The sequence below is a fragment of the Lysinibacillus sp. NPDC097868 genome, assembly GCF_044761135.1.
Lineage (GTDB): Bacteria > Bacillota > Bacilli > Bacillales_A > Planococcaceae > Lysinibacillus.
In genome coordinates this window covers 1902041-1915805 of record NZ_JBIWBS010000001.1, presented here as the reverse complement: position 1 = coordinate 1915805, position 13765 = coordinate 1902041, and the positions used below count along the sequence as shown (strand labels likewise).

The following is a 13765-nucleotide window of genomic DNA, read 5'->3' as shown; positions in this document are numbered from 1 at the left end:
GACCTAATCGAGTCTGTTCTATCTTTTTCAATCTGTTCTATCTTCTTTCTTTTATGATAGAAAAAGAGGAGGAGTTTGCTATGGTTATGATTAATTATTTCTTTATGTGTTTAATTTTTGGAACGACATTTTTAGCGATTAAAATTGGTGTGGATGCAGGAGTGCCTCCATTTTTATCAGCTGGACTTCGTTTTTTCATTGCTGGCTTGCTGCTATTTAGTTTTATGGTTTGGCGAAGAAAAACGACAATAGGGTTATTCTTTCGGAAGGAGATGTTTTTTACAGGGGTGGGTTTAACCTTTGGCACGTTTGCCGCATTATACTGGGCAGAACAATATGTGACATCAGGCATTGCAGCAGTTTTGTCTGCTACAGGTCCGATGATGATTATCATTATTCAGTCATTCATACTAAAACAAAAAGGAAATCGCAACTCATTCATTGGCTGTGTTGTCGGAGTCATTGGTGTCACGTTTTTGATTTTACCTAGTTTTTCAATTGAAATAAGTTCTTTCTGGATGGTCGGTTGTTTTGCCATTATAGTTGGAGAAGTTTTTTATGCAGCGGGAACAATTTATACGAAGAATGTCGTTCAAAAATATGATACGACATCACCGATTGCTTTAAATGCAGCGCAAATGATGCATGGTGGGATTTTATTAATCGTTTTATCCCTTTTTACCGAGAACATTCAGCTTGATTATCTTGTAAGCTCAGCTTCAATGGGCTCTCTTCTTTATTTAACGATTGTTGGCTCAATGATTGGCCATAGCATGTATTATTGGCTTGTCACACGGACAAATCCTATTTTTCCTTCTACATGGCTATATATCTCACCATTAATTGCCGTTATATTAGGTGTACTTTTTTATCATGAATATATTTCTTGGCTAACAGTCATAGGTACTGTGACGATTATTGTAGGTACGGTTTTAGTCAATTTTGAAACATTGCGGGATTTGCTTTGGCGGAAGGGGACTGTTCTTAAGGATGTTAAAAATTGACCTTGATCTTCTTGTATTAGAAAACAATTTTTTACATCGAAAAATATATTGATAAAGGAGTACAAAAAATGGAAGTTTCTAAGGGTGTAAAGATTCTCGAGATTGATTTTAATGGGATTATCATTTTTCCAACTCTTTTATGGGAACAGGACATGGCTGTTTTAATAGACACTGGATTCCCGGGACAATTTGAAGATTTGCGCGTAGCAATGGAGAAGGTAGGGGTGTCGTTCGATAAACTAAAAGTTGTCATTTTAACTCATCAGGATATAGATCATATTGGCAGCCTCCCTGAAATATTGCAGGCTTGTGGAAGTAATATTAAGGTTTATGCGCACGCACTAGATAAGCCTTATATTCAGGGAGATTTACCTCTTTTGAAAGATGGACACATAGAAAGCCCACCTAAGGGAATAGTGAATGACACTTTAAAAGATGGTCAAGAATTGCCGTATTGTGGAGGAATTCGTATTGTCCACACGCCAGGGCATACACCTGGTCATATCAGCTTATATTTGAAACAAAGTAAAACGCTTGTTGCTGGAGATTCGATGTATAGTGTAAACGGCAAATTGGAGGGAATTCATGTTCCAACGACATTGGATATAAAGGTTGCACAACAATCTTTAAAGAAATATTTAAACCTAGACATTGAATCTGTAGTTTGTTACCACGGAGGATTGAGTTCCGGAAATATAAAAAAGCAGATTCAGAAATTATTAATTAATGAAAGAAAGTGATGCATTTATCCAACGAAGGTTTTTAGGTAGGATAGTGCTAAGGACTCCTTGTATTGTACACAGGGAGCTTTTTTATTTTGACAAAATGTGCTTTTCTCATTATGATAAGATAAATGAGAATGATTATCATATAAAAGGAAGCTGAAGGATGTTAAACAAAGTAATCCCATTACACGAACAATTTAGTAATGGAGTGAGAAAAAAATGACGAACAAAATGGATTTATCAGCATTATCATGTGAAAAAATGCAAGATGGCACACTTGCTGTCAAAACGACAGAAACACTTATGATGTTAACGGAAAGTCGCTATAAAGAATTAATGCATATTGAACAATTGTTTAATGCCATGCATATTGATTTAGATGAGAAGCAACTTGTATTGGAGCAAGAGCGGAAAAATTTAAAAAAACAAAATACTAAGCTTACTGAGGACATGCAAAAATTGATACAACAAAATGCAGTGTTACAAAAAAAGCTAACGGAGTATAATTGTGCCGTCGACGAGCTGAAGGAGCTCCGCCGACAAAATACCGACTTGCTGATTGAGCTTAGTAAATACACGGCTCTGTCTAGGGAATCTCTCTCAGGTCCTTTAAAATCGATGATTCGAGATATGCGGGAGCAGGGGGTAGGCATAAAAGAAATTCATATTCGCATTAAGCGTCAAATTAATCCGGATATTAGTTATAGTATGGTGCGAAAATATATTTCTGAGCTGGAAAGCGAAAATAAAGCTTAATGTCTGGTGTTTTAGCAATAAACAATATGTTCATAGTAAAATTGTGCATTTACAGTTGCCAGTCAAAGTCCTATAATTAGTCTATTCTTTCACATTATGAATAAGCGTCGAACTTGTGAAATTACGAGAGTGTCATAATTGATTTAAGAAGAGTAGGAGAATTAAAGACAATGTCAAATGAAAAAAAAGGGGTATTGGCAGCGTTTTTTGCCTATGCCATTTGGGGAGCATTCCCACTTTACTGGAAACTACTTGAGCATGTGCCAAGTATGGAAATTTTATTAGGGCGTGTAATATGGTCCTTCGTCTTTACAGTACTAGCCGTCATTATTTTTGGTATGCGCAAAGATTTATTAGCTGATTTAAAATATTTATGGACACACCAGAAGATTTTTTGGCAGTTAGCTTGTGCATCTTTTGTCATTTCAATGAATTGGTATTTATATATTTGGGCTGTAACTCATGAACATTTGATTGAGACAAGCCTTGGCTATTATATTAATCCACTATTGTCGGTCATTTTTGGTGTTGTCTTCTTTAAAGAGACATTGAGTCGCGCACAATGGGTTGCTACAGCCATTGCGTTTATTGCGGTTATCATACTCACTGTAAATTATGGTACAGTACCTTGGGTGGCAATTTTAATTGCCCTAACTTTCGCTATTTATGGGGTACTAAAAAAGAAAATTACCCTTGATGCAACAAGGGGTCTAGCCATTGAAACCATGTTTATTCTTCCATTTGCGTTAGGCTATTACGTCTATTTATTTTCAACAAGCCAAGCATCTTTCTTACATGTGAATACTCACACAGATGTATTAATGATTGTAAGCGGTATTGTGACAGCTGTGCCTTTAGTTTTATTTGCTAAAGGTGCTCAAAATATTCCGCTTTACCTATTAGGCTTTATACAATATGTAGCGCCTACAATTGTTTTAATTTTGGGCGTGGTACTTTATAAAGAACCATTCAGTCAAGTTGAACTACTGGCATTCAGTATTATTTGGGTAGCCTTATTATTGTTCTCAGGTTCAAAAATTATAGAAATTAGAAAAGCACATCATAAATCTGCGTAACGAAAAGGACTTGTAGAGTTTTCTACAAGTCCTTTCAGCATGTAGACAAGCATCAAGCAGTGAACTCTTGATGCTTTGTCCTTTTAGTGGTCATAAAATAAAAATTCTCTCAGTTGATTGGAGCGTAAGGCTGCGACTCCAGCGGGAACGCACAGAATGTCAGACGCAACAAACCGCGCGTTAGCGAGGGGGGCGGCTTACGTTGTGCCCACGGAAAACGTAAGCCCGTAGCGGAAATCAACAGCTTCTACGGGCCATTTAAGAATCGATTTGTGCTTTAATCGTAAAATACGTTTCCTCAATTTTTTGCTTATAAGGTAGGTCGATTAAATCTTTCGAATCAATATATGCTTTTTTGGCAATTTCGTAAGCAGTTGTTAGCTCGCCAAACTGTGCGTAGCATAGCGCTTTATAGGAGAAACATTCATTCATACTTAGCAAATCATAAGGGTGTGAAACTAAAATGGGTATTTCTGTAAAGTAGTTAAATACTGCAAGTGATTCTGAATAACGACCAAGTAAATACAATGATTTTCCCTTTTCAGCATAATAAAAGTTTTTATTTAGTTTTGTTGAATCTGTAAGAGCATTAAAATGTTCAATTTCAACTAATGCTTTATCATACTCATGTGTATAATTGTTATAATAATGGGCTTTTAAGACGTATATAAAGGCGTCGACATCATCTTGTTCAACAAAAATACGATACTGCTCCAACTTCATCATCATTTGGTCAGCCTGCTCGAAATCACCATCAATCATGGCGCAATAGGAACCAATGCGGTATAAATCATCGATATGATAAAACAATTGGTTTTGATGAGCATGTTCAATGGTTTCGTTAATTAATTTTTTACCCGCCTCATGCTCACCAATGGCTAGCTGAAAAATACTAATATAATAAGCCAATTTCCCCGTATCACGTGAATCTAGCTGATAGTTTTCGCGGGCAACTTCCTCTTTCACTTGTAAAATACATCGATAAGCTTCGTCATATAAGCGATTTTCTGATAAAATGCCAAGCTGGAGCATGTAGGTTTTGAACCAATGACTCCACAAATTGATTTCTTTAAATATTCGGCGTGCTTGTTGAAGCGGTGGTTCCCATGTCGTTAAACCTGCCACATACTGCGCATTCGCATAAATATATAATAAACGCCCGGCTTCATAGCTAAGAGGTAAATCGTCTATGTATGGGTGAATGATATCAACAATTTGCTGATGGTTGTCCGCATCGCCAAACTTTACCTCGGCAAACATAATTTCTACTTGCTCCAAAAGATGACGGATATCAGATGATGTCACTTGTTCGAGCAATTCGCTTGCTTTCACACCAAGACGTTCCGCAATATAATCTAAGCTTTCCATAGAAGGTTTCGCTTTATCATTTTCTATTTGACTTAGCATACCTTTTGTTAGACGATCGGCAGCAAGTGCCTCTAATGTTAATTTTCGTTCTTTTCGTAATTTGCGAATCCTCATGCCTAAAGAGTCCACTGCCTCGCCTCCTTTCTACACTATTAACAATAATAACTATTCTTCGCAAAGTCTATACATTTACCCAAAAGAACTGAGAGTGCTAGGGAAGACCCATAAATCTCAGTTTGTTTAATTATATTAAACTTTTTGTTGCGAGGAAAGCAAGTGATGTGGTATATTTTGTTTAATAAAATTAAACTTTTAAATTTAACTAAAATATGGAGGGGTTTTTTCCGATGGATGAAGCAGCAAAATATAAAAAGGCGACCTATCATTTGTGGACCTTTACGGCAAGTAAAATGATTGCCATGTTAGGGTCACATGTGTTGTCCTTTGGTATTAGTTTGTATATTTTAGCGATGACTGGTTCTGCCACAAGCTTTGCAACAAACATGATATGTTCCATATTACCTCGAGCACTCATTGCACCATTAGCCGGTTATGTAGCAGATAATTATTCTAAAAAACGAACGATTTTATTAGCGCAGGCTGGAACGATTTTGACGATGGCCGGTTTACTGCTATATACAGAGACGTTTGGTATGTCGGTCAATGCGATTTATGTGACAACAGTTTTTTATACACTCTGTTCTGCATTTTCAGGTGTAACCTTTAGCTCAGCTATTGCTACACTTGTAAATCCAGAACGTTTACAGCGCGCAATGTCATTTAACCAAATGTCTATGTCTGTTGCAGCCGTTGGAGGTCCGGTTATCGGTGGGATGATGTACGGATTTTTCTCAATGGAAGTTTTTTTAATTGTGCATATGATTGCCTATACGATTGCTTTTTGCTTAGAGGCAACGATGAATTTTAAGTTGTACAGTACAAGAGGGGACGATGTTAAAACTGAAAAGATATGGAAAGGGCTTGTTAGTGGCTTTAGCTATATTAAGCAACACAAAGTTATTAAAGTTGTGATGTGGCTATCATTGTGGATTAATTTATTTTTCTCAGCAATCGTAGTCGGTGGAACGTATGTGGTTATCGAGTTACTCAAGGTCGAACCTACTCATTTTGGTTTTGTTGAAGCGTCAGGTGCGCTTGGCATGCTAGTAGCTTCCATCTATTTTGCAACACGTGGCGAAATTAAAGTACCACTTCGTTTTTCAAAATTTTGTTTATTATTGCTATCAAGTAGCTTAGCATTTGCGGTTATCCCTTTAGTTACGGATTTTTCATATTCCATGATTGTTGTCTTTTATATTGTGCTCTACTTCATTTTTGCAATTTTTGAAATGGGCGTAAATATGCCTCTAGGTGTATTTATGCAAAAGCTTATATCTGAGGAATACCGAGGACGTGTATTTGGACTTATGGAAACGATGGCTATGTCTATGATGCCAATTGGTATGCTCGTTTATGGTATTTTGTACGATATGTTACCAGCAACCGGTATTTTACTTGTCACAAGTGCGATTATAGTTGTTATGACGCTTGTATTACTACGCACAGCTGTCTTAAAAGAAGCTCACCCAGAATTTTACGATGAAACGACGATGACAGAGAGAGTAGCAAATTAATTACCCAAAAGTAAGGAATGTATTCTATCAGCGGTAACGGGGGGTTTACTGACGTTAACAGGATTTTTATTGGCGATAACGAAGGTTTACCTGGCGATAGGTAGGGATTTACTGGCCATTACAAGGGTTTTATGACGGTAGCGAAAGGTTTTCCCGGTGTTAATGTCTGTTCTATCTACAATAATACAAATTTTACCATAGCAACAGGCATGCATAGTTTCCCATGCATGCCTGTGCTACGTTTATTGATCCTCGATGACGATATAAGTTGCTTTAATAGGGCCGTGGACACCAACGACAGGAATCATTTCAATATCTGCGGAATTACTTGGACCCGTAATAAAATTAATACAGGAAGCAATATGTTCACCATTTTGAACTTTTTTGCTAATCCATCGAGCTGCTTGGGTAATTCGTGGAACAATGGTACTTTTAGGAATTAAAATAATCGACTTTTCGGGTAAAAAGCTAACCGATCTCCCTTTATGCTTATCACTAAATAGCACGGCGGTACCTGATTCGGCTAATGTCATCTCACTAATTGTTATACCTATGTTTGCTTTTTCTGCTTGTCGAATATTTTCCTCTGGCTGTGTCTCATTCCATACATAAAGTTGAATATTTGTTTGTGGCCATTGTGTATACATCATATGGGATAATCCATAGTGATCAAAGCGTTCGTCTTGCCATGTGATGACAGAGCGACCACCGTAGATATCTACGACTGCCTGTAAATCAGCTGCAAGATTAGCTGTGTTGGTTATGAGCATATTTGTATTAATATTTTTACATTGCTCCTCTAAGACGGCTACTAAATCATTCTTTGTAGCATCTTTTAAAACACGGTCCTGTGGCTGATATTGCCAAATCGGCTTAGTTAATTCTGTTTTTGGCGCTCGTCCGAGTTGATTGGCTATATTAGATAAAAATGCATCTCTATTTAGAATGCTTCCTGCCATTATTCAGACCCTCCTTTAGTACGATTGTTAAACCAGCTACGGAAGTTTTCCTTATTCGGTGCAGGGAAATCCCGCGCTTCGGTCCATGCTTTTAATGGCCCGGGACCGCTTGAAATTTTATTATCCTTTGTAAATGGTGACATCGCTGGTGATGCCATTTTCGTCGCCATTTTATATAAAGTAGGGGAGGAAGCACCTAAGCCGAACGCTTTCATGAGAAGTTTTTCAGACACTGGAGCCTTCCCTTCATTTTCAACGATGACCTGACGGTGCCGATGTATCAGTTGATGCAATGGGATTTTGACAGGGCAAGCATCTGTGCAAGCACCGCATAAAGTAGAAGCATATGGTAACTCTTTAAAATCATCATACCCTCCCAAAAGTGGTGATAGTACAACACCGACTGGCCCAGAATAAATCGACCCATACGTATGGCCACCAACATGACGGTATACAGGGCACGCATTGATACATGCTGCACAACGAATGCATTGCAATATAGGCTGGAATTCACCACCTAAAATATTCGAACGGCCATTGTCGACGATAACTAAATGGAATTCCTCAGGCCCATCTGTATCGTCCTCATCTTTTATACCTGTTAACGTTGTAATATAACTTGTCAGCTTTTGCCCAACTGCACTTCTTGTTAATAAACTGACAAGTACTTCCATTTCTTCGAAAGTAGGAACAATACGTTCCATTCCCATCACTGTAATTTGTGTTTTAGGTAAAGCAGTTACTAAGTCAGCATTACCTTCATTTGTAACGAGCGTAATTGAGCCACTTTCTGCGATAGCAAAGTTACAGCCTGTAATACCAATATCAGCTGTTAAGTACTCGTTTCGTAGTTTTTCACGAACATAAAGTGCCAGTTCTTCCGGTTTTTCTGTTTTGTCATAGCCTTGTTTTTCTTTAAAAATATCACGAATTTGTTCTTTATTTTTATGCAATGCTGGCACGACGATATGAGAGGGTGGTTCATGGTCACCAACTTGCAAAATATATTCACCAAGGTCTGTTTCAATAACTTCACAGCCGAGTTGTTCGAGAGCAGGGTTTAAATTAATTTCTTCCGTTACCATTGATTTAGATTTAACAATTTTCTTTGCTTGTTTCTCTATTGCAATCTGTTGGATATAGGTAGTTGCTTCTTCAGCAGTTTTAGCGAAATACACATGTCCACCACGTTTTGCAACATTTTCACTAAGTTGATATAAGTAATAATCTAAATTGGCAAGTACATGTTGTCGAATTTCCTCACCATGGGAACGCCATTCTTCCCAGTGTCCAAGCTCATCAGCTTGTTGTAAACGACGTGTTTGAAAGCGTTCTTGAGCGCTTGATACTGCCCCACGCATAAAGGTATTTTCTAACTCTTTCGTTACTCGCTGGTTAAACCTATCATCGCTTGTTTTCATTGCCATTCGATTATCCTCCTCTTTATCGGCAGTTTAGCACTTCCGCAATATGCATGACTTTAATTGGTTTCCCTTGTCGCTCAATTCGACCGCCGATATTGATTAAACAGCCAGCGTCCGCACCAATTAAAATATCTGCTTCTGTTTGTTCCACGTTTTGTACTTTTTCACTAACCATTTCTCCAGAAATATTCCCCATTTTTACTGAAAATGTGCCACCAAAACCGCAACAGCGTTCTTTGCCAGGGAGCTCCACGTATTGTAAACCTTTAACATGCCCTAATAATTTGATAGGCGCTTCTTTCACACCAAGCAGTCTGGTCATATGGCAAGAAGTGTGAAAAGTTGCCTTACCCTCTAAATGGGCACCTACATCTTCAACTTGTAAAACATTCACAATAAAATCAGTGAATTCGTATGTTTTTGCTGCTAATGCCTGCGCTTTATGTTCCCATATAGGATCTCCTTTAAATACTTCAGGATATTCTTTAAACATATAGGCACAAGAGCCAGAAGGGGAGACAACATACTCTGCATGTTCAAAAGCTGTAATCATTTTTTTCATAGCATTTTTGGATTCTTGGACGTAGCCGCTATTGTAGGCAGGCTGTCCACAGCAAATTTGATTTTCTGGAAAGTCGATGTCACAGCCGAGTCTCTCTAATACTTCAACGACAGCTTTTCCTACATCACCTTGAAACATATCGACTAAACAAGTCGCAAACAGTGTTACTTTCATACTCATCACTCCTTATGTGATAATTCCTATTCAAACGATTAATCAACTGGTCATCAGATGACTTGGTATGTAAATAGATTGTTTTAATAATACTACAACCATCTAGATTGTTGAAAGTGTTAATTGCAAATTTTCAAAAAAATAGTAGCTACCCATGTTACAAAGGCAGCTACATTTACTTAATGACTCGTTTCGAAGTATTGCATTAAAACTTCCTCGACGTTGCTTAAATGAGAGGACATCGCATGCTTTGCTAGCTCTTCGTTTTGTTGCTTAATAGCTAGAAAGATCTGCATATGCTCATCATATAATTTTTCACTTGTTGTCTTTTTCGAATACAGCCAAATACGGCGTGTTTCTTTCATCGTATCGATCATTAATCCAGATACTTGGACTAAAATTGTTGCCAGTAGGGGATTTTGGGAGGCTTCTGAAATTGCTGCGTGAAACTGAAAGTCTGCTTTTTCGCCTAGCTCACCATCACCTTGTGCAAGTTTCATGTCATCTAAAATACGAAGCATTGTTTGTAAATCTTCTTCTGTACGATGGATGGCAGCGCTTGCGGCAGCACCCACTTCGATAATTTTCCGTACTTTTAATAAATGAGAGATATCTTTTTTATTTGTTAAAGTTAGTGTTGAAAATGGGAAATCAAGCTTTTGGGAAGGAGTGCTTTTTACAAAAGTCCCAGAACCCTGTTTGATTTCGATTAAGCCCATTGCTTTTAGGGCGGATAATGCCTCTCTTATGGCAGATCTACTAACTTGTAATTGCTCAGCAAGTTGCTCTACTGAATCAAGACGATCTCCGGGCTTCAGTTCACCAGCTCGAATTTTTTCATAGAGCATTTCTGATACTTCCTCATATATTTTTTTTTGTTTAATTTTCTTTAATTCCAAGGAGCTACACCTCATTCATCTCGATCGATTGCTCTGCATTATAATTTTATTATACATGATGAATAGATTTTTACTCACTGTTTAAAGTGAATAGTTTAGATTGACCATTCATGAAAGCTTTACGGTAATGTCTAATTCAATAAGCTTAAAAGAATTATGAAAAAATATTGAATTTTTAAAATATAGTTACTATAATTTTATCATATAGTTATCAGATGACTTAATCTATTGATGTTAGGAGGGCTTAGGAAAGTTAAACGAATAGTTTTGTAATAATTTGTAGGTGTTTGCTAAAGGGATAACTTCATTTGTAGTTTCTACAAAGGTTTTGACAATGCGTAGGTATGAGCATGTAGCTAATTGGCCTGCAACTCATACAACGAATCAAAATGTGGTTTGTTGTTGCTTACAGTCATTAATTTGCGAGAAATTTTTATTTGGGGGTATGTAACTTGACATTTACACAAAATTTTACAGCTGTTGGGGGAAGTTTGACTTGGTCTGCAATTGTCGCAGTTATACCTATTCTTTATTTTTTCTGGGCGTTAGCAATTAAAAAAATGAAAGGCTATATGGCGGGGTTAACGACTTTACTTGTTTCTTTAATTTTGGCTACTATTGCTTTTAAAGTGCCAATCGGAACAGCGATAATGTCCGCTACACAGGGGGCTGTTTATGGACTCTTACCAATAGGCTGGATCATTATCACTTCCGTTTTCTTATACAATATCACCGTAAAAACAGGGAATTTTCATATTATACGTCATTCAGTCTTGTCTATTACGGAAGACCGACGCATACAAGCATTATTGGTAGCGTTTTCATTCGGGGCGTTTTTAGAAGGAGCTGCCGGTTTTGGGGCACCGGTTGCTATTTCTGCTGCGTTATTAGTAGGGCTTGGCTTTAACCCGTTGTATGCTGCAGGACTTTGTTTAATTGCCAATACTGCACCAGTTGCATTCGGTGCCATTGGTGTTCCGATTACTGCAATGGAAGGACCAACAGGCATCGCAGCATTTGAAATTTCAAAAATGGTAGGACGTCAATTACCCTTTTTAGCAGTATTTATTCCATTCTTTTTAGTGTTAATAATGACTGGCTTTAAAAAAGCTTGGGAAGTAATGCCAGCCATTTTAGTGTCAGGTATTTCATTTGCGGTGACGCAATTTTTGAGCTCGAATTTTTTGGGCCCTGAATTACCCGATGTTTTATCTGCACTAGTATCGCTCTTTGCACTAGCTATTTTTATGAAATTTTGGCAACCTAAAACGATTTATCGCTTTGCTTCAGAACGTGAAGTGATCGCTGATGCAACGGCAACAAAAGAGTCATATAGTGGAGGCACAATATTAAAGTCTTGGTCACCATTTATCATTTTGACAGCTTTTATTTCTTGTTGGGGAATACCGTTAGTTAAAAGTGCATTAACTGGAAATTATGACGGTACAAATGTCATTTTAAAAGGCATCAATGTAATAGGACAAGCCTTGACATTTACAGTAGAAGTACCGCTTTTACATAATCAAGTATTAAATGGCACTACAGAGGAACCAATAGCAGCATTTTATAAACTAGAATTGTTAGGTGCAGCTGGCACAGCGATATTATTAGCTGCACTCGTTTCTAAATTTATTTTTAACGTTTCTTGGCACGAATGGGGTAAAACTTTTTTTGAAACGTTAAATGAAATTAAGTTTCCACTTATGACAATTTGTAGTGTTGTAGCATATGCTTATGTCACAAATACTGCTGGTATGATGACAACACTTGCATTGGTGTTAGCTAAATCAGGCGTAATGTTTCCATTTTTCGCACCTGTACTAGGCTGGCTAGGTGTATTTATTACGGGATCTGATACATCTTCAAATGTACTATTTGCCAAGTTACAGCAAGTTACTGCTGAATCTGTTGGTATGGATCCAGTGCTAGCGTTAGCTGCTAATGCCTCAGGGGGCGTGACAGGGAAAATGATTTCGCCACAATCTATCGCAGTAGCAGCTGCAGCGGTTGGACTTGTCGGTAGAGAATCGGAGTTACTACGTTTTGCGTTAAAGTATAGTGTTATGCTACTGTTATTTATTTGTATACTAACATTCTTACAAAGTAATGTCCTCGTGTGGATGATTCCTTAAGGGGATTGAATAGTTTTAATGAAAGGCATTGAGAATGGATTTCTCAATGTCTTTTTTTGATTGGCTTGTCGTGTGGAGCGGAGAGCACTACTGCAAAGCGTTCACTCGTAACAAATACACTGTTTTACTTCTGATATAATAGTGAATTTCATTGACAGAAAAACGCTCCGAGAGCATAATTCAGAAGTATATTTATAAACATATCGATATTTCGCATTTTTTGTCGCTTTTCGTCATGAAACGTTCACAAGCTAAAAGGGCGCAATTTCCATTGTTTTTTGGTACGATGGAGGCAGTAACTGTAAGGAGAGAATGAAAAAATATGGAAACTGATATTAACGTATTTTTAGCGTTTGGCGCAGGCTTTTTAAGCTTCATTTCACCGTGTACGCTCCCACTGTATCCTGCATTTTTATCATACATAACGGGAATGACATTAGACGAGCTAAAATCTGAACGGGGCATGATGCAAAAGCGTGCTATTTTGCATACGCTATTCTTTTTACTAGGCTTTTCAATTATTTTTATAATGATTGGCCTTGGCGCATCTTTAGCAAGAGAGTTTTTCCTCAATTATCAAACATTGTTACGTCAAATCGGCGCTATTTTAATTGTTATCTTTGGGTTAATGATTGTAGGATTACTTCAAATTGATTTTTTAATGAAAGATCGGAAATTCCAATTTAAAAATCGGCCATCCGGCTATTTAGGTTCGATTTTAATCGGTATTGCATTTGCAGCGGGGTGGACACCTTGTACAGGACCTATCTTAATGTCCATTATTACACTAGCTGGAGCAAATCCTTCTTCAGGGTTTAGCTATATGTTTGCTTACTATTTAGGATTTGCGATACCATTCTTTGTGCTATCATTCTTTATTTCACGTATGAATTGGATTCGCAACCATAGTCAAAAAATCGTAAAAGTCGGCGGCTATATTATGATCGCTGTAGGGATATTGTTATTCTTCGACGGTTTAACGTACATCACACGACTATTACAGCCTATTTTCGGTGGATTTATTGGCTTCTAATCTGCTAAACTTAAGGGCA

General features: G+C 37.5%; 12 protein-coding genes. 7 read left to right on the top strand and 5 right to left on the bottom strand.

The window, feature by feature from the left end:
• Positions 1-80: 80 nt before the first annotated feature.
• The 4 genes from ACIQXJ_RS09490 to rarD all read left to right on the top strand — a co-directional run bounded on the left by ACIQXJ_RS09490 (position 81) and on the right by rarD (position 3561).
• The gene (locus ACIQXJ_RS09490; protein WP_403052601.1) at positions 81-1004 is read left to right on the top strand and encodes a DMT family transporter; all 924 of its coding nucleotides are present in this window, start codon (positions 81-83) and stop codon (positions 1002-1004) included.
• A gap of 68 nt (positions 1005-1072) precedes the next feature.
• Positions 1073-1744: an MBL fold metallo-hydrolase gene (locus tag ACIQXJ_RS09485; protein ID WP_403052598.1), complete on the top strand. Its 672-nt coding sequence runs from the start codon at positions 1073-1075 to the stop codon at positions 1742-1744.
• A gap of 204 nt (positions 1745-1948) precedes the next feature.
• Entirely contained in the window at positions 1949-2485 is a 537-nt protein-coding gene (locus ACIQXJ_RS09480) for a hypothetical protein (RefSeq protein WP_403052595.1), read from the top strand.
• A gap of 170 nt (positions 2486-2655) precedes the next feature.
• Complete coding sequence (gene rarD, locus ACIQXJ_RS09475; protein ID WP_403052592.1) at positions 2656-3561, top strand: EamA family transporter RarD; 906 nt, start codon at positions 2656-2658, stop codon at positions 3559-3561.
• 258 nt (positions 3562-3819) lie between these two features.
• Here rarD and ACIQXJ_RS09470 read toward each other — a convergent pair whose 3' ends face one another.
• Positions 3820-5058 (bottom strand): helix-turn-helix domain-containing protein, encoded by a 1239-nt coding sequence (locus ACIQXJ_RS09470; RefSeq protein ID WP_403052589.1) that lies wholly within the window; start codon positions 5056-5058, stop codon positions 3820-3822.
• A gap of 218 nt (positions 5059-5276) precedes the next feature.
• Here ACIQXJ_RS09470 and ACIQXJ_RS09465 point away from each other — a divergent pair, with 218 nt between their 5' ends.
• A complete protein-coding gene (locus tag ACIQXJ_RS09465) occupies positions 5277-6563 on the top strand; it encodes an MFS transporter (protein ID WP_403052586.1) in 1287 nt (428 codons plus the stop codon).
• Positions 6564-6805: 242 nt separating this feature from the next.
• Here ACIQXJ_RS09465 and ACIQXJ_RS09460 read toward each other — a convergent pair whose 3' ends face one another.
• The 4 genes from ACIQXJ_RS09460 to ACIQXJ_RS09445 all read right to left on the bottom strand — a co-directional run bounded on the left by ACIQXJ_RS09460 (position 6806) and on the right by ACIQXJ_RS09445 (position 10581).
• Positions 6806-7522: a LutC/YkgG family protein gene (locus tag ACIQXJ_RS09460; protein ID WP_403052583.1), complete on the bottom strand. Its 717-nt coding sequence runs from the start codon at positions 7520-7522 to the stop codon at positions 6806-6808.
• Complete coding sequence (locus ACIQXJ_RS09455; protein ID WP_403052580.1) at positions 7522-8949, bottom strand: LutB/LldF family L-lactate oxidation iron-sulfur protein; 1428 nt, start codon at positions 8947-8949, stop codon at positions 7522-7524. Before ACIQXJ_RS09455 ends, ACIQXJ_RS09460 begins: the two co-directional genes overlap by 1 nt.
• A gap of 16 nt (positions 8950-8965) precedes the next feature.
• Positions 8966-9682, bottom strand: a complete 717-nt coding sequence (locus ACIQXJ_RS09450; protein ID WP_403052577.1) for a (Fe-S)-binding protein — start codon at positions 9680-9682, stop codon at positions 8966-8968.
• A gap of 179 nt (positions 9683-9861) precedes the next feature.
• The gene (locus ACIQXJ_RS09445) at positions 9862-10581 is read right to left on the bottom strand and encodes a FadR/GntR family transcriptional regulator (protein ID WP_403052574.1); all 720 of its coding nucleotides are present in this window, start codon (positions 10579-10581) and stop codon (positions 9862-9864) included.
• Between the two features lie 452 nt (positions 10582-11033).
• On the opposite strand from ACIQXJ_RS09445, the gene ACIQXJ_RS09440 reads away from it, so the two are divergent.
• Together ACIQXJ_RS09440 and ACIQXJ_RS09435 are read left to right on the top strand one after the other, a co-directional pair.
• Positions 11034-12713: an L-lactate permease gene (locus tag ACIQXJ_RS09440; RefSeq protein WP_403052571.1), complete on the top strand. Its 1680-nt coding sequence runs from the start codon at positions 11034-11036 to the stop codon at positions 12711-12713.
• Positions 12714-13035: 322 nt separating this feature from the next.
• Positions 13036-13746: a cytochrome c biogenesis CcdA family protein gene (locus ACIQXJ_RS09435; RefSeq protein ID WP_340824771.1), complete on the top strand. Its 711-nt coding sequence runs from the start codon at positions 13036-13038 to the stop codon at positions 13744-13746.
• Positions 13747-13765: the final 19 nt, after the last annotated feature.